Annotated in this window: 12 protein-coding genes; 11 read left to right on the top strand and 1 reads right to left on the bottom strand. The window is 49.1% G+C overall.

What is annotated here, in order from left to right:
- Window positions 1-49 precede the first annotated feature (49 nt).
- Window positions 50-1,417, top strand: a complete 1,368-nt coding sequence (gene radA / locus O9X78_RS01840) for a DNA repair protein RadA (protein ID WP_269617889.1) — start codon at window positions 50-52, stop codon at window positions 1,415-1,417.
- Between the two features lie 71 nt (window positions 1,418-1,488).
- Here the strand turns inward: radA and O9X78_RS01835 are convergent, their stop codons facing one another.
- A complete protein-coding gene (locus tag O9X78_RS01835) occupies window positions 1,489-3,945 on the bottom strand; it encodes a penicillin-binding protein 1A (RefSeq protein ID WP_269617888.1) in 2,457 nt (818 codons plus the stop codon).
- A 170-nt stretch (window positions 3,946-4,115) separates the two neighbouring features.
- Here O9X78_RS01835 and O9X78_RS01830 point away from each other — a divergent pair, with 170 nt between their 5' ends.
- The 10 genes from O9X78_RS01830 (at window position 4,116) to hemE (ending at window position 17,997) form a co-directional block, all read left to right on the top strand.
- A complete protein-coding gene (locus tag O9X78_RS01830) occupies window positions 4,116-5,183 on the top strand; it encodes a pilus assembly protein PilM (protein WP_269617887.1) in 1,068 nt (355 codons plus the stop codon).
- The gene (locus tag O9X78_RS01825) at window positions 5,183-5,743 is read left to right on the top strand and encodes a PilN domain-containing protein (protein WP_269617886.1); all 561 of its coding nucleotides are present in this window, start codon (window positions 5,183-5,185) and stop codon (window positions 5,741-5,743) included. Before O9X78_RS01830 ends, O9X78_RS01825 begins: the two co-directional genes overlap by 1 nt.
- 12 nt (window positions 5,744-5,755) lie before the next feature.
- Window positions 5,756-6,376: a type IV pilus inner membrane component PilO gene (locus O9X78_RS01820; protein ID WP_269617885.1), complete on the top strand. Its 621-nt coding sequence runs from the start codon at window positions 5,756-5,758 to the stop codon at window positions 6,374-6,376.
- Complete coding sequence (locus O9X78_RS01815; protein WP_269617884.1) at window positions 6,373-6,906, top strand: pilus assembly protein PilP; 534 nt, start codon at window positions 6,373-6,375, stop codon at window positions 6,904-6,906. The genes O9X78_RS01820 and O9X78_RS01815 overlap by 4 nt, the downstream gene beginning before the upstream one ends.
- 23 nt (window positions 6,907-6,929) lie before the next feature.
- Window positions 6,930-9,092, top strand: a complete 2,163-nt coding sequence (locus O9X78_RS01810) for a type IV pilus secretin PilQ (protein WP_435056040.1) — start codon at window positions 6,930-6,932, stop codon at window positions 9,090-9,092.
- 10 nt (window positions 9,093-9,102) lie between these two features.
- The gene (gene aroK / locus O9X78_RS01805) at window positions 9,103-9,636 is read left to right on the top strand and encodes a shikimate kinase AroK (RefSeq protein ID WP_269617883.1); all 534 of its coding nucleotides are present in this window, start codon (window positions 9,103-9,105) and stop codon (window positions 9,634-9,636) included.
- A 52-nt stretch (window positions 9,637-9,688) separates the two neighbouring features.
- A complete protein-coding gene (gene aroB / locus O9X78_RS01800; RefSeq protein ID WP_269617882.1) occupies window positions 9,689-10,774 on the top strand; it encodes a 3-dehydroquinate synthase in 1,086 nt (361 codons plus the stop codon).
- 164 nt (window positions 10,775-10,938) lie between these two features.
- Complete coding sequence (gene gltB, locus O9X78_RS01795; RefSeq protein WP_269617881.1) at window positions 10,939-15,387, top strand: glutamate synthase large subunit; 4,449 nt, start codon at window positions 10,939-10,941, stop codon at window positions 15,385-15,387.
- Window positions 15,388-15,418: 31 nt separating this feature from the next.
- Window positions 15,419-16,837: an FAD-dependent oxidoreductase gene (locus O9X78_RS01790; RefSeq protein WP_269617880.1), complete on the top strand. Its 1,419-nt coding sequence runs from the start codon at window positions 15,419-15,421 to the stop codon at window positions 16,835-16,837.
- A gap of 92 nt (window positions 16,838-16,929) precedes the next feature.
- Window positions 16,930-17,997, top strand: a complete 1,068-nt coding sequence (gene hemE / locus O9X78_RS01785; protein ID WP_269617879.1) for a uroporphyrinogen decarboxylase — start codon at window positions 16,930-16,932, stop codon at window positions 17,995-17,997.
- The last annotated feature ends 53 nt before the right edge of the window (window positions 17,998-18,050 follow it).

Raw genomic sequence — 18,050 nt, 5'->3', positions numbered from 1 at the left:
GGTATGTGTTTTGACAGAATTACTTGGGAATGTTTTTTAGGGGTTTTTTATGGCAAAGCAAAAAACAGCCTTTGTTTGTGTGGATTGCGGTTCTGACCACAATAAATGGCAGGGACAATGTCAGGACTGTGGTGCGTGGAATACGCTGTCGGAATTAAGGTTGGGCGCGGCGCCCAGCGCCGCGAAGGCCACCTCTGCGCGTCAGGGTTACGCTGGTGCGGTGGGAGGTGAAGTGCAGATGTTGGCAAATGTCAGCATCGAGGCGCTGCCGCGTCAGTCGACGGGCTTTGATGAGTTTGACCGTGTTCTGGGTGGTGGTTTGGTGCCGGGGTCGGCGGTGTTGCTAGGCGGTCATCCTGGTGCGGGCAAGAGTACCTTGTTGCTGCAGGTCTTGTGTCGTTTAGCAGCGGAGTGCGAATGTTTATATGCGACGGGAGAAGAATCGCTGCCGCAAATCGCGATGCGGGCCAAGCGACTTGGTCTTAAAGCCGACAGTTTGAAATTATGCGCGGAAACCAGTCTTGAAATGTTGTTAGGACAGGCGGCTGCCAATAAGCCTAAGGTTTTGGTCGTTGATTCGATTCAGGTCCTGCACAGTGATGACGTCAGCTCGGCACCCGGCAGCGTATCGCAGGTGCGGGAGTGCGCCGCGGCATTGACGCGATTTGCTAAAGCCACCGGCACGGTGTTGATTATGGTGGGTCATGTAACCAAAGACGGTGGTTTGGCGGGACCGAAGGTGTTGGAACACATTATTGATTGCTCCATTATGCTGGAGGGCAGCAGTGACAGCCGTTACCGAACATTGCGAGGAAGTAAAAACCGCTTTGGTGCGGTGAATGAGTTGGGCGTATTCGCCATGACCGAGTTGGGCTTGAAGGAAGTGAAAAATCCCTCGGCGATATTTTTAAATCGCGGTGATGTGGTCACCTCGGGCAGCACCGTAATGGTGGTCTGGGAGGGCACTAGGCCTCTGTTAGTTGAGATTCAGGCTTTGGTGGATAGTTCTGGATTTGGTAATCCTCGGCGGGTTGCTGTCGGCTTAGAGCAAAACCGTTTGGCGATGCTACTAGCTGTATTGCACCGACACGGAGGCTTGCAGGTTGGTGACCAGGATGTGTTTGTGAATGTGGTCGGCGGGGTTAAAGTACTGGAAACTGGCTCCGATTTAGCCTTGTTGTTTGCGATTGTGTCGAGTTTTCGCGATCGTCCTTTGCCGGAAGATTTGGTGGTCTTTGGCGAGGTTGGCCTGTCTGGTGAAATACGTCCTGTACCAAGTGGACAAGAGCGCTTGCAAGAAGCTAGAAAACACGGGTTTAGGCGTGCAATTGTCCCTTTTGGAAATGCACCGCGTGGTGATTTAGGGATGACGGTGATTGGCGTTAAAACTTTGGCAGAGGCGTTGGAGGCCATTTAATCAGCGGTCAGCGATGTATATGAAAGTCCGCCGCCGAGATGGGGCTCAGCGGCAGAGTGGTAAACACGTTTTTAGAATATTTCTATTGGATCATCGCTGCCCGGACCGTAGGGATTTGCAGATGGGTTAAACTCTTCACTGGGTGCATTGTCAGTTCTAAAATACTCAAAAATAGCGTTGGCTTGTCCCGGCTGCGCCAAACCGCCAGTGTCTGGATCGATGCGCACAGAAATAATACTGTTAGGTTGTTTTAAATAGCGTTCGGGATGATTTTTGAGCGCTTCACGCATGTAATCTATCCAGATTGGCAGTGCCACCGAGCCACCGTATTCGCGTCGGCCTAGATTCAGGTTTTGGTCAAAGCCTGCCCATGTTGACGTCACGATACCCCCGCTATAACCAGAGAACCACGCATCCGTTGGGCCGTTGGTGGTGCCCGTTTTACCTGCCGCATCGCCTCGATTCAGCACTAGCGCTTTGCGGCCGGTACCACGAGTTATGACGTCTTTCATAATGCTATCTATCAAAAATGCGACTTCTTCATCGAGCACACGTTTCGCGTAGCGTGGCTGGAGAGCTCCATCGTCGCCAGAAATAATATCGTCTAGGGTGTCGGCTTCAATTTCTTCCGGGCTTTCGCCATCTCCATCATTGTCGCATTGGCGACAGACTATCTCTGGGTCTGCTCGATAAACTGTGTTGCCGTCGCGGTCGATAATTCGGTCGATGAAGTAGGGCGATATTTTATAACCTCCATTTGCGAATACCGCGTAGCCGGTGACCACATCCAGCGGCGTCAGCGAGTGGCTGCCAAGCGCTAGTGATAGGTCGTGAGGTAGTTTGCTGGTATCAAAGCCAAAGCGGCCGACGTAATTTATCGCTTTGCTGATACCGAGGTCCCGTAGAATTCGTATGGAAACAAGGTTCCGAGATAAGTACAGTGCTTGGCGTAAACGCATGGGGCCATTAAATTTGCCGTTGTCGTTGCTTGGCCGCCAGGTGTTGCCTTGGGCATCGTCGTCAAACACGATGGGAGCGTCATTAATGATGGTGGCGGGGGTGAAGCCATTGTCGAGCGCCGCGGTATAAATAAAGGGTTTGAAGTTTGAGCCTGGCTGCCGAGTAGCTTGGGTTACACGGTTAAATGCACTTTTTTGATAATTATAACCGCCGACTAGACTCAGAATCGCGCCGCTATCTGCATCTAAGGAAACCAATGCGCCTTGTACCTTGGGTAGTTGCGATAGCTCCCAGTGGCGGGGCGTGGTGTCGCTCATTTTGACGCGGATAACGTCACCAGCTTTGAGTAATTCAGCTGCGTTTTCTGCAGCATAGCTGACGCGATCTTCGCTAATATAGCGAACGGTCTTTTCAAGGCCGTGTTCCCATTCGAGGGTGGCTTGTAGTTCACCTGCTAGTAAGATCGAGGCGCTTTTGTCTTTAACGTCTAGCACTAATGCTGGGTACCAAGGGCCAATATTGCCGATTTCTTCTAATTTTTGGCTAAGATTTTGGCGTTCGTTCTCATCAATTTCATTAGAAAGGGTCCAGTGGCGTTCTGCGCCACGATACCCATGGCGGGTGTCGTATTCTATGACGCCGTCTACCAATGCTTTATTTGCTGTCGCCTGCAGATTTGATTGTACGGTTGTGATGACGGTATAGCCGTCTTCGTAAGCTGCACGGCCGAAGCGGGCGAGCATATCGAGGCGAACCATTTCCGACACATAGGGTGCGTCGAGATCTAGCTGAGTGCCATAGGCCTTCGCACTAATGGGATCAAGCATTGCGGCTTTGTAGTTGTCCTCATTAATGTATCCTAGGTTTAACATTCGTCCGAGTATCCAATTTCTGCGCACCTTTGCGCGCGAGGGATTGGCGACTGGGTTATAGGCTGACGGAGCCTTGGGCAGGCCGGCAATCATCGCCATTTGGGCAAGATTTAATTCCTTTATGGGTTTTCCGTAATAGACTTGTGCTGCAGCTTCGATACCATACGCGTGATTTCCCAGAAAGATCTTGTTTAGGTAGAGTTCCAAGATGTCGCCCTTACTGAGCGCACGCTCTATTTCAATGGCGAGAAAGATCTCGGTAAATTTGCGTGTAAAGGTGCGTTCTTGGCTTAAGAAGTAGTTTTTCGCTACCTGCATAGTGATGGTTGAGCCGCCAGATTGGATGCTGCCGCTGGTTACCAGCTGGGAAGCAGCGCGCAGTAGTCCGCTGATGTCTACACCATGGTGGGTGTAGAAGTGGTCATCTTCGGCGGCGAGAAAGGCGTCGATGAAAAGTTGGGGTACTTCCTGAATGCTAATTGGCGATCGGCGTTTTTCGCCAAATTCACCAAGAAGCTTGCCATCAGCGCTGTAAATACGCAGCGGTGTTTGAAGTTGAGTGTCTTTTAAAGCCTCAACAGAGGGTAATTTAGGGCTGATATAAAGGAATGCAGTGGCGAATACCATTAATCCGCCGCAAAAGGCTAGAACGGTTAGGCCAATGAAAATACGAAGATAACGCGTCGTATTAGACATATTTTTCCTTTATATGGGGGTAGTTGTCACAATCCGAACGCTAGGATAACGAAAAGTGTGGCAATTTCGGTGTCTTTTTTTCAGAACTATTTGCGCATTGGCATACACTGGTATTTAATCTTATATGTAAGAGTACGCCCTAAGTCCACGATGTAAATAGGAAAATTACAGTGCTAGATGGCTTGTTTGGCGGTCAGGGTTCCCGCAGTTTGCTTGGTATAGACATTAGTTCAAGTGCCGTGAAGTTACTTGAACTAAGTCGAAATGGAGAAAAGTATCGCGTAGAAAGTTACGCGGTCATGTCTCTGCCTGCGCATTCTGTAGTGGAAAAAAATATTGCTGAGGTTGAAGCCGTCGGTGAAATTGTACGAACAGTTCACGCGCGTTCAAAATCAAAATTGAAGCGGGCGGCTGTTGCTGTGCCCGGCTCCGCGGTAATCACTAAGATTCTGCAGATGCCAGCGGGTCTTCATGAGAATGCACTGGAAACTCAGATTTCTTTAGAAGCAGACCAATACATCCCCTATCCATTGGATGAGGTTGCTCTCGATTTTGAAGTGTTAGGCCCGATTGAGGATAACCCTGACCAAGTAGAGGTGATGTTGGTCGCTTGTCGTCGTGATAATGTCGATACTCGGGTTGAATCCCTTGATATTGCTGGGCTTGAGCCGAAAGTTGTCGATGTTGAGGCCTATGCGGTTGAGCGAAGCTTTGAACTCATATCGAAGCAGATTGGCTGCGATGAAAATACAGTTGTCGCAATTTTAGACATCGGAGCGAGTATGACATCGCTCACGGTTATTGTGGCGGGTGAAACAGTCTATACCCGTGATCAAATGTTTGGCGGTCGTCAGTTGACCGAAGAGATTCAGCGTCGTTATGGCTTAACAGCGGAAGAAGCTGGCCTGGCTAAAAAACAGGGCGGACTTTCCGATGACTATGACAGCGAAGTTTTAGCGCCGTTCCGTGAGGCGGTTATTCAGCAAGTCTCGCGGTCTCTGCAGTTCTTTTATTCCGCCAGCCAATATAGCAGCGTCGATATTATCTTGCTTGCTGGTGGCGTTGCCGCAATGCAAGGATTGGCTGAAATGGTAGAGGAGCGAGTGGAGGTGAGTACGGTGATTGCTAATCCCTTCGCTTCTATGGCTGTGGCGCCAGGTGTCGATGCCATAAAACTGACAAGTGATGCGCCGGCGATGCTCATTGCCTGTGGCTTAGCGCTTAGGAGTTTTGATTAATGGCAACAATTAACTTATTGCCCTGGCGTGAAGAGCGCCGCCAGCTGATTAAGACCCAATTTTTAGCGGTTCTAGGTGGGGTGGCGGTACTTGCGGTTTTGCTCGTTGTGTTGGCAATGTCGATTGTTAATAGCGCGATTAGTCATCAAGAGGGCCGAAACGCCTATTTGCAAGGCCATATTAAGAAAATTAATAAAGAAGTGGCTGAAATCAAAAATCTTGAGACTCGTCGCCAGCAGCTTTTAGATCGAATGACTATTATTCAAGATCTTCAGGGTACTCGGCCGTTAATTGTGCGGGTATTTGACGAAATGGTGAGGACCTTACCTGACGGTCTTTTTTATACATCTGTGAGTCGTAGAGGTTCTCGGATTGAAGTTCAGGGAATAGCGGAATCGAATAACCGTGTGTCTAGTTTGATGCGTAAATTAGATGCCTCGCCATGGTTCTCTGATCCAAATTTGACAGCTGTTAGCGCGGCCTCGGCATACGGCGATCAGGCGAGCAGTTTTAAACTGTCATACAAAATCAGTGCGCCTGCGCCTGACGAAGAGAAATAGGGGGCGATGGCAGTGGCAGCATGGCAAGAGCTGGTAGACGAGCTAAAGAGCTTTGATTTCAGTGAACTTAATGTCGACAATATTGGTGCTTGGCCATTATTGGTGCGGGTTGGCGCTTGGGTTGGTGTCTTCGTCCTGTGCCTTGTTGGTGGGTATTTTTATGTAGTTGCCGATCTGCGAGTCAAACTGGAAGGGGTTGAGGCAAAAGAATTACAGCTAAAGGCGGACTTTGAAAAGAAAGCCTTTAAAGCTGCGAAGCTTATTCCGTTGAAAAAACAAATGGCGGAAATGGAAGAGTCTTTTGGTATCTTGCTGAGCCAGCTACCCGCCGATACTGAGGTGCCAGGGTTGCTTGAGGATATGACGGAAAAGGCGGTGTCCAATGGTCTTGATATCAGTAGCATCCAGCTTCAGGCGGAAAGGGTTAAAGAATTTTATGTTGAGTTACCGATTGCGATAAAAGTAAGCGGCAGTTATCACGACCTTGCGGCGTTCGTAAGTGGTATTGCAGGGTTGCCGCGAATAGTGACTCTCCATGATTACACCATTACTTCTGATAAAAATCTAAGCCAGCAGACTATGTCTATAACGGCAAAAACCTATCGATATAAAGATCAAGGGGGGGGCAAATGATGAAGTCTTCTCGTTTGGCCTTTGTGCTTGCTAGCTTGTTAGCACTTGTTGCTTGTAGCGGGGGTAGTCAGTACGCAGATTTGGACGCTTTTGTTGCGGAAAAACGTGCATCGCCTTCTGGTCAGATTGCGCCGATCCCCGCTTTAAAGGCATATCGCGCCTTTAGCTACACGGCTTCCGGTTTACGTGCGCCGTTTAATCGTCCGGTGGATGTGAAAGAAATTGCTAGGTTGGAATCGTCAAGCAATATCAAGCCGGATTTAAAGCGTGAGAAGGAGTTTTTGGAGCAGTTTTCTTTGGACTCCATTTCTGTTGTCGGCACGGTGCGCCTTGATGGGGTGCTTTGGGCGCTGGTGAAAGATCCTGATGGCGGCGTGCATCGTGTGGGGAAAAGTAATTATCTTGGACGTAATTTCGGCAAGATAATAGACGTAGCTGAGAATTACCTGACAGTGGTGGAGATTGTTTCCACCGGTGGGGATGGTTGGGTTGAGCGACCTCGCACCCTTGAATTGAAAGTCCGTAAGTAAGAATTCGAATGGCGGAGAAGTACATGAATACCCGAGTGCAGATGCAGTGCAAAAGACCTAGGGGCCAATTAGGTCTAGGGCGACAATTCCTAACCGGAATGTGTTTGCTAATGGCATCAGTTGCCGCCATAGCGTCGAATTTAAAAGGCGTGGAATTTAATTCGCTGCAGGGTGGTAGCTTTGAGGCGAGGCTAACCTTTGACGGACCAGCCCCTGAAGTTAAGGGCTATACCATTGAGAAGCCGGCCAGAATTGCGCTCGATTTAGTCGGCGCAGGCAATTTGCTAAGCCAAAAGAAATTTCCTTTGTCTTACGATAATGCCAGTAGCGCGGTGGTATTAGAGGGGCGTGATCGCACAAGAGTTGTTTTGAATTTAATCAAATTAGCAACTTATCAAACCCGTCAAGAGGGTAATGTGCTGATTGTTGAAGTGGGTAGTGGGGGTAGCCAAGCTTATTTGAAAGAAAAATATAATGCCCCGATTACGAACTCTCCGTCAGTGCGGACGGCAGGAAACAGCATCACTGATTTAGATTTTCGTCGTGGCGAAAAAGGTGAGGGGCGTCTAGTTATTCAATTGGCTGATGCTAAAGCCGAAGTAAATGTGTTCGTTGAAGGCGCAAAAATCAAGGTGGATTTTGGTGGTGTTAATTTGCCACAAAATTTGCAGCGTCGTTTTGATGTTGCTGATTTTGCGACTCCGGTGAAAAGTATAGACGCTCGTATGGGTGATAAAGGGGCGAAGTTGTCACTGGAAGCCTCTGGTGAATATGATTATTTGGCCTATCAGACTGACACTGAATATGTGGTAAGTGTAAAGCCGCTAAGTAAAAAAGAAGTTGAAGATCGCCGTCGCGAATTTGCCTATGTTGGCGAAAAGCTGTCGTTAAACTTCCAAGATATTGAAGTGCGCTCGGTATTGCAGTTGATCGCTGACTTTACTGAATTGAACCTAGTAGCAAGTGATACGGTAAAGGGCAATATCACCTTGCGCTTGCAGAATGTGCCCTGGGATCAGGCCTTGGAGTTGGTGTTAAAAACCAAGGGATTAGACAAACGCCAAATTGGTAATGTGCTAATGGTTGCTCCAGCAGCGGAAATTGCTGAGCGCGAACGACAAGAAATCGCCGCGCAAAAGCAAGTAGAAGAGTTGGCACCATTACAAAGCGAATTTATCCGTGTGCGCTACGCCGATGCTGCAGAGCTATTTAAGTTATTTAAGCCTGGTAGAGATGGTGAAGATGACGAAAACTCGACGGGCAGTATTTTGTCTCCCCGAGGTAAAGTTATTGTTGATGAGCGCACAAACTCACTATTGATTACTGAAACAGCTGAGCGTTTAGATGAGTTTCGTCGTCTTATTGCACTGATTGATGTTCCTGTTCGCCAAGTGCAGATCGAGGCGAGAATCGTCCGCGCGAGTTCTGACTTTGATCGCTCTCTCGGTGTTAAGTGGGGCGGCGCCTACGTTAAGGCAGATGGCGACAAGGTCTATTCTGCCAATGGTGATCTTGCCAGCGATCAGGCTACTCAAAATAATTACTTGAGTGCTTTGGCTGCGGGGTCATCCACATACACTGCGGTGCCAGGATTAGTGACGGATTTGGGTGTGACAGGTGCTGCGGGCTCGTTTGCGCTTGGTTTTATTAGTTCAGATGTGCTTCTAAATTTAGAATTGTCTGCACTAGAATCAAAAGGTCGAGGCGAAATTGTATCGCAACCACGAGTGGTGACGGGCGATAAAGAACCTGCGATTATCAAATCGGGTACTGAGATTCCCTACCCTGAATCCTCTTCAAATGGCGAGACGACAATAGCCTTTAAAGAGGCCGTATTAAAGCTCGATGTTACGCCGATAATTACGCCGGACGATCGCATTATTATGGATTTAACAATCAACCAAGATACTATTGGCTCATTAGTTATTGCGACTGGTTTGGGTGGTCAAGTTCCAACAATTGATACCACAGAGTTGAAAACCAGAGTATTAGTAAGCAATGGTGAAACTGTAGTACTGGGTGGGGTTTTTGATCAGCTGGATATTTCTTCAGAAACAAAAGTGCCCTTCTTAGGGGACCTTCCTTTCATCGGGCGTTTGTTTAAAACTACAACCGTGACGCGCGAGAAGCAGGAAACGTTGATCTTTATTACGCCGCGTATTCTGGCTGACAGCTTGGTTGATTAATGCTGTGATTATGAAGTCTGGTGCAGTCTTTTTGGTGGGCCCAATGGGGGCCGGAAAAAGTACAATAGGTCGTTTACTTGCAGATACTCTGCGCTTTGATTTTCGCGATGTAGACCGTGAAATAGAAGAGCGTAGTGGTGTCGATATTCCATGGATTTTTGACATGGAAGGCGAGGAGGGCTTTCGTGATCGCGAGGAAACTATGCTTTCTGAGTTAAGCGATGCGGCTCAGGTTGTTATTTCAACTGGTGGTGGCGCGGTGTTGCGAAGCGATAGTCGAAAGTTGATGGTCGCAAAGGGCACGGTGATTTATTTAAAAACGTCGGTAGATGAGCAAATTCGTCGTACTGCTCGTGATCGCAAGCGGCCGTTATTGCAGACGGGTGATCCTGCGGTAACCCTACGTAATTTAATGGCCTTACGCGAACCGTTGTATGAAGAAATTGCTGACTATACGGTGCTGACAGATAACCGAACTCCCAAGTCGGTTGTGCAAGAATTGTGTTCTCAGCTTGGTGCTGACGACCTGAGTGCTCAATATTGATATACTGACCAATTTGGTCGGTATATCACTTACTCCCCCGGATACATAACAGATGAAAAATCTCGAACTTGATTTGGGTGAGCGTAGCTATCCCATTTTTATCGCGCGTGATCTGCTTGCGAAGTCGGAACTATGGTCGAAATATATTGCCGGTCGCCAAGTTTGTATAGTGACAAATGACACTATCGCGCCTTTATATCTAGACAAGCTAATTGCTCAGCTCGGCGACAAGTCGATTTGTCAGGTTGTTCTGCCAGATGGCGAAGCCTATAAAACATTAGGAACGCTCGACCGGATTTTCGATACCTTGCTTGAGAAAAATCATAATCGCAGCACGACATTAATCGCCCTTGGTGGCGGCGTCGTTGGTGATATGTGTGGTTTTGCTGCAGCCTGTTATCAGCGTGGTGTTCAGTTCATACAAATCCCTAGTACCCTGTTGTCGATGGTGGATTCGTCGGTAGGTGGTAAAACAGGGGTAAACCATCCCCTCGGCAAAAACATGATTGGCGCATTTCATCAGCCTAATTGCGTCGTTGCTGACTTGAGTTTACTGGATACCCTGCCTGATCGGGAGTTTTCAGCGGGCATGGCTGAGGTTATCAAATACGGTTTGATTTGTGATGCGCCATTCTTTGAATGGTTAGAAAAGAATATTGCTGGTTTGATGCGTCGCGATGCCGACTTATTAGAAGAGGCGGTGTATCGGTCCTGTGTTAACAAGGCTGAGGTCGTGGCCGATGATGAGCGCGAGGGCGGTCGTCGCGCTATTTTAAACTTGGGGCATACCTTTGGTCATGCTATTGAAACTGCCGAGGGTTATGGCAACTGGTTGCATGGCGAGGCCGTCGCCGCCGGCACAGTGCTGGCGATGGCCCTGTCTGTCGAATTGGGATGGTTGAGCTCAGATATTTTGGCGCGTGGCAAAATGTTGTTGCAGTTGGCTGGTTTACCCATCGCGCCTCCAGAAAACATGGATGTGGATCAATTTTTGCATTTAATGGGACGTGATAAGAAAGTTTTGGATGGTCGTTTGCGTCTTGTGCTGCTAAAAGGCTTGGGAGAGTCGGTAGTGACAAGCGATGCGTCGGTAGATGTGATTGGCAAGGTATTGCGCACCGCGGGTGTTCGTGCTTAGTTATAGCGTGTTTGTTCAAAAAATGATCGGTCTGGTGATGTCGTTTGTTGCTTTTGATGCATCCGTGTAGAATGTCACTCCTTTTTTCGGGTATGTGTAAAATCCCCGAACATTCTTTTCGACTATCTTTTTGTTTTTCTTAGTAAATTTGCGAGAGTCGTTTTATGAGTACAGGCCTGTACAGACCTGAAGATGTGCGTGACAACTGTGGATTTGGCCTGATAGCCCATATGCAGGGCGAGGCGAGCCATAAATTGTTGCAAACAGCTATCGAATCACTGACCTGCATGACGCACCGTGGTGGTATTGCTGCTGACGGTAAAACAGGGGATGGTTGCGGCTTGTTGCTCAAAAAGCCAGACAGTTTTTTGCGCGCAGTGGCGAAGGAATCCTGTGGTAGCGAGTTAAGCGACATCTACGGGGTTGGACAAATATTTCTTGGCCGCGATGAAAAACGTGCTGCCGCCGCTCGTGCCGGGTTTGAGGCTGTACTGGTAAAGAATGGTCTTCAGCCCGCAGGCTGGCGTGTCGTGCCGGTAGATGAGTCGGTATGTGGCGAAATCGCACTTTCTAGCTTGCCACGCATCGAGCAAATATTTATTAATGTTGACGGCATGGACACGCAGCAGTTGCGTACCTGCATGTTTGTGGTTCGTCGCGAAGCTGAAATAGCGCTGGCTGACGATCCCGATTTTTATATTTCCAGTTTGTCGGCGGACGTTATTTCCTATAAAGGTTTGGTGATGCCGGTAGACTTGCCGCGCTTTTATCTAGACCTTGCCAATCCGGCGCTTGAAACAGCTATTTGTGTTTTCCATCAGCGCTTCTCTACGAATACCATGCCGCGTTGGCCGCTTGCGCAGCCCTTCCGAATGTTGGCCCACAATGGTGAAATTAATACCATTGAAGGTAACCGTAATTGGGCCGAGGCTCGGACGCGTAACTTTAGCAGTCCACTGTTACCTGACGTGGCAGAACTTGCCCCCTTGGTTAACCGCACTGGGTCGGACTCTTCAAGCCTAGATAATATGCTTGAGCTTTTGGTTGCCGGTGGCATGGATTTATTCCGTGCGGTGCGCATGCTAGTTCCGCCAGCGTGGCAAAATATTGAACATATGGACGCTGACTTGAAGGCGTTTTATGAATATAACTCCATGCATATGGAGCCGTGGGATGGACCTGCTGGCTTAGTTTTGACCGACGGTCGGTATGCAGTGTGCATGTTGGATCGTAATGGTCTTCGTCCCTCTCGTTGGGTTATCACCAAAGACGGGTTTATCACTGTCGCGTCGGAAATAGGCACCTATGGTTATACGCCTGAAGATGTCGTTTCTAAGGGCCGTGTTGGGCCGGGACAAATTTTAGTTGTTGATATAGAATTGGGTGAGGTACTTCATACAGAGGAAGTCGATAATCGCTTGAAGTCGGCGCACCCTTATAAACAGTGGCTGCGCGAGAATGGCAACCGCCTTCAAGATCAGCTCGGCCAGGGCAATCGTCCGGCCTTGCCAGAGGCGGATACGCTGGCGGCCTTCCAAAAATACTTTCAAGTAAGCTTTGAAGAGCGTGAACAAGTGCTTTCTGCTCTGGCAGATAGTGGCAATGAAGCTGTTGGCTCCATGGGTGACGATACGCCAATGGCGGTGTTGTCGCGTCATAAACGCTCATTGTATGACTACTTCCGCCAGAAGTTTGCACAGGTTACCAACCCACCGATAGATCCGCTGCGCGAAACTATTGTAATGAGTCTGGAGACCTTGCTCGGTGCAGAACAAAACGTGTTTGAGCAAACGGCTGATCATGCGGACCGCTTGATTTTAACGAGTCCGGTATTGTCGCCTGACAAGTTTGATCGATTAACGCATATAGATTCGCCACGGTATCCTTTGGCGCTTATTGATTTGGCCTACGATCCGGCGCTAACGTCACTGAAAGATGCTGTTGCCGGGGTAACCGCGGCAGCAGAAAAAGCGGTACGGGAAGGCAATGTAATCCTGATGCTTAGTGATCGTGCGCTTGAGCCAGGCTTGCTGGTTGTCCATAGTTTGCTAGCGACAGGTGCTGTTCATCACCATCTCATTAAGCAAGGTTTGCGTTGTGACGCGAATATTGTTGTTGAAACTGGTAGCGCGCGCGATTCACACCAGATGGCCTGTTTGTTCGGTTTTGGTGCAACGGCGGTGTATCCGTATATGGCTTATGCCGTTATCAGCGATATGTTGGCCTCCGGTGAAATTCTTGGCGACGAGCAAACCGCGCACACCAATTACGTAAAAGGAATCAATAAGGGCCTGCTGAAGATCATGTCCAAAATGGGCATATCTACCATTGCATCGTATCGTGGTGCCCAGTTGTTTGAAGCAATTGGTTTAGCGACAGACATTGTCGATACCTGTTTTAAAGGCGTCGCCAGCCGAATTGCTGGAGCTGGTTTTGCTGAGTTACAGCGCGATCAAGAAGCCTTGGCAACAATGGCTTGGCTGCCACGTAAAACAATCGACCAAGGTGGCTTACTTAAGTATGTTCACGGCAAGGAATATCACGCCTTTAATCCCGACGTGGTCATTACCTTGCAACAGGCGGTTAAAAGCGGTGATTACGCGGATTGGAAAAAGTACGCGAAATTAGTGAATACTCGTCCGGTCGCGACAATTCGTGACTTGCTGGGCTTTAAAGATGATATTAAGCCGGTCCCCTTGGATGAAGTTGAGCCTATAGAAAGCTTGTTGCGCCGCTTTGATTCTGCGGGTATGTCATTGGGCGCCTTAAGTCCAGAGGCTCACGAAGCCTTGGCGACCGCGATGAATCGGCTAGGTGGTCGCTCTAACTCTGGCGAGGGTGGTGAAGACCCTGCACGGTTTGGCACTGAGCGGGTTTCTAAAATTAAGCAGGTTGCGTCTGGCCGCTTCGGTGTCACGCCCCACTATTTGGTAAATGCAGAAGTCTTGCAGATTAAAGTGGCGCAGGGTGCCAAGCCTGGCGAAGGTGGCCAATTGCCCGGTGGTAAGGTGAATGCCTTAATCGCCAGATTGCGTTATTCGGTGCCCGGTGTAACGTTGATTTCACCACCGCCACATCATGATATTTATTCGATTGAAGATTTGGCTCAGCTCATTTTCGATCTTAAGCAGGTGAATCCGTCTGCCTTGGTATCGGTCAAGCTGGTGTCAGAGCCGGGCGTCGGCACGATCGCCGCGGGCGTAGCCAAAGCCTACGCCGATTTAGTTACTATTTCTGGCTACGATGGCGGTACGGCGGCAAGCCCGATCACCTCTATTCGCTATGCGGGTTCGCCTTGGGAGCTTGGTCTTTCTGAAGCCCAGCAAACATTGCGAGGCAACGGTTTGCGCGGCAAAGTCCGTGTGCAAACCGACGGTGGTCTAAAAACTGGTTTGGACGTTGTTAAGGCGGCCATGTTGGGCGCTGAGAGCTTCGGTTTTGGTACAACACCGATGGTGGCCCTGGGGTGTAAGTATTTGCGAATTTGCCACCTAAATAACTGCGCGACCGGTGTTGCAACTCAGGACGAACGTCTGCGCGATGAGCACTTTATCGGTACCGTTGAAATGGTGATGAATTTCTTCACCTGTATCGCCATGGAAACTCGTGAGTGGATGGCGGCTATTGGTGTTCGCACCATGGAAGAGCTCATCGGTCGCACTGACTTGCTCGTTCAAAAGACCGGCGAGACCGAGAAACAAGAGTTGCTCGATTTGTCGCCAATTCTGTTTAAGGACCCTGCGGCCAAAGACCAGCCAGAGTTTTGTCAGGTTGACCTAAATGCCCCGTTTGATAAAGGCGAGAAGGCCGAGGCGATGGTTGCAGCGGCGTTACCTGCCATTGAATCGATGTCGGGTGCGGATCTTGAATTTAAGGTAACAAACTGTGATCGCTCTATTGGTGCGAGATTGTCAGGTGAAATTGCTAAGCGTCATGGCAATCTTGGTATGGAAGATGCGCCAGTAACGATTCGTATGAAGGGTACTGCCGGCCAGAGTTTCGGCGTTTGGAACGCTGGTGGCCTAAATATGTATCTTGAAGGTGATGCTAACGATTATGTAGGTAAGGGCATGGCTGGCGGGAAGCTGGTTATCTACCCACCTAAGGGTAGTGTGTTTAAAAGTCAGGATACGGCGATTATCGGAAATACCTGTCTCTACGGCGCTACTGGCGGTAAGCTGTTTGCTGCGGGTATTGCCGGCGAGCGTTTCGGAGTGCGTAACTCAGGTGCGCACGCAGTAGTTGAAGGCGCTGGTGATCATTGCTGTGAATATATGACTGGCGGTATTGTCACCGTTTTGGGGCCTACGGGTGTCAATTTTGGTGCAGGCATGACCGGTGGCTTCGCTTATGTCTTGGATGAGGCAAATCGCTTTGTCGACCGATACAACAGCGAGTTAGTGGAAATGTGCCGTATAAACTCCGAATCGATGGAAGCATACAGGGCGCATTTGCGCGGCAATATCGTCGAGTACGTTGCCGAAACTGGCTCGGCATGGGGCCAGCATATCCTCGATAATTTTGACGACTACATCGGTAAATTCTGGATGATTAAGCCGAAGGCGGCGAGCCTCAGCCGTTTGCTTGACTCCACCAGAAGACGTCCGGAATAAGCCCGCCGAGTAGCGATGAGGTAATTTGAAAATGGCAGAGCGTTTACAGAATTCATTCCAGTTTCTCGATGTCGGTCGTCAAGATCCGGGCAAAAAAGATATTGCCCAACGACGTACCGCTTTTGTAGAAATTTATGAGCCGTATAAAGAGGAAGAGGTTAAGCACCAATCACATCGCTGCTTGGGTTGTGGTAATCCTTATTGTGAGTGGAAGTGCCCAGTACACAACTATATTCCCAACTGGCTGAAGCTGGTTGCTGAGGGGAATTTATTTGAGGCCGCTGAGCTAAGTCATCAAACAAATAGTCTTCCAGAGGTGTGTGGTCGAGTTTGTCCACAGGATCGCCTTTGCGAGGGTGCTTGCACACTAAATGACGGTTTTGGCGCGGTGACTATTGGTTCTACCGAAAAGTACATTACCGACACTGCGTTGGCTATGGGCTGGCGCCCGGATATGTCTAAGCGGGTGTGGACTGATAAAAAAGTTGCAGTTATCGGCTCCGGTCCTGCGGGTATTGGCTGCGCGGACGTATTAGTGCGCGCCGGCGTCAAGCCTGTGGTATTTGATCGCTACCCAGAGATTGGTGGTTTGCTGACCTTTGGTATTCCAGAATTTAAATTGGAAAAGTCTGTCATTCAACGTCGTCGTAAAGTACTGGAAGAAATGGGTGTTGAATTCCGGGTTAACGTCGATGTCGGTGTCGATATAACAATGGAGTCATTGCTAGAGGAGTACGACGCGGTATTCCTTGGTATGGGCACTTATAAATATATGAAGGGCGGCTTTCCAGGCGAAGACTTACCGGGAGTATACGACGCTCTGCCATTCTTAGTGTCCAACGTAAATCGGAATATGGGCTGGGAAAAAGACGCTGCCGATTTTGTTGACGTTAAAGGTAAGCGTGTTGTGGTTCTGGGTGGTGGTGACACTGCAATGGATTGTAATCGTACGTCGATTCGTCAGGGTGCCGAAAGCGTTGTTTGCGCCTATCGCCGTGACGAAGAGAATATGCCCGGTTCGCGTAAAGAAGTGCAGAACGCAGGCGAAGAGGGTGTGCAGTTTTTCTATAATCGCCAGCCTATTGCTATCGTTGGTGATGGAAAAGTTGAAGGCATCAAAGTTGTTACTACTCAACTTGGTGAGCCTGATGAAAATGGCCGTCGCCGTCCTGAGCCCATTGCCGGTAGTGAAGAAGTTATTCCTGCTGATGTGGTATTGGTCGCTTTTGGTTTCCAGCCTAATCCCCCATCTTGGCTAAGTGATGTCAAGGTTGATATTAATAACTGGGGCGGAGTTGTTGCGCCGGAAGTGCAGGATTATAAATTCCAGACGAGTAATCCTAAAGTATTTGCCGGTGGCGACATGGTTCGTGGCTCCGACTTGGTGGTGACTGCAGTATGGGAGGGTCGTCAGGCCGCCGAAGGGATTTTGGATTACTTAAAAGTTTAAATCGCAGACGCTGGACGGGAGACGGAAAACGCAAAAGCTGTGTGACGTTTCATTCCAGCGTCTCCCGTTTACCGTCTAGCTTTGAGCGACATATGACTGAACTAAAAAACGATACCTTCCTTCGCGCACTTCAGCGTTTACCAGTTGATTACACCCCGGTTTGGATGATGCGGCAGGCGGGGCGTTATCTACCTGAATATCGCGCAACAAGAGCGGTAGCAGGTGATTTTATGTCGCTGTGCATGAATCCAGAGCTGGCTTGTGAGGTAACATTGCAACCCTTGGCGCGTTACCCATTAGATGCCGCAATTTTATTCTCGGACATTTTAACTATCCCTGATGCGATGGGCTTGGGTCTTTATTTTGAAACCGGGGAAGGACCGCGTTTTAGAAAGACCGTACGTACCATGGCCGATGTTGACGCCCTGCCTGTTGTTGACGGTGAGAATGATCTGACCTATGTCTGTGACGCGGTGCGAACGATTCGTAGAGAGTTAAACGGTAGTGTGCCACTAATCGGTTTTTCGGGCAGCCCATGGACTTTGGCAACCTATATGGTTGAAGGCGGTGGGTCGAAAGATCACGCTCGCTGTAAAGCATTGGCCTTTGATCAACCTGAATTAATGCACGCCTTGCTCGATAAATTGGCGAAGAGTGTGACAGCTTATTTAAACGATCAAATTCGTGCGGGCGCGCAAGCCGTGCAGATTTTTGATACATGGGGTGGAGCCTTAAGCCACAATGCGTATCAGGAATTTAGTTTGCGTTATATGAAGCAAATTGTTGATGGCTTGATTAAAGAGAATGATGGGCGTGTTGTGCCAGTCATCCTGTTTACCAAGAATGGCGGGCAGTGGTTGGAGCTAATAGCTGACACTGGCGCTAGCGCGCTAGGCTTAGATTGGACTACTGATATTGGTCTGGCGAAAGCGCGGGTCGGTGATCGTGTTGCCTTACAGGGTAATATGGACCCTTCGATGTTAAGGGCATCTCCGGCAAGAATCAGAGAAGAAGTAGCTTCGATTTTAGCGCGCTTTGGCTCTGGTCCTGGTCATATATTCAACCTTGGCCACGGTATTACACCTGAAGTTGATCCTGCCAATGCGGGTGCGTTTATTGAGTGTGTTAGGGAATTGTCGGCGCCCTATCATCAGCAATGAGAAAATGCCCAAAGGGCTAATTGTTTCGATAAAAAATACCGGTGCGGAAAGCA

It is taken from the genome of Zhongshania aquatica, from assembly GCF_027257955.1.
Taxonomy (GTDB): domain Bacteria; phylum Pseudomonadota; class Gammaproteobacteria; order Pseudomonadales; family Spongiibacteraceae; genus Spongiibacter; species Spongiibacter aquatica.
Note: the sequence above shows the minus strand (reverse complement) of the source record. Positions and strands in the feature narration are given on the sequence as shown.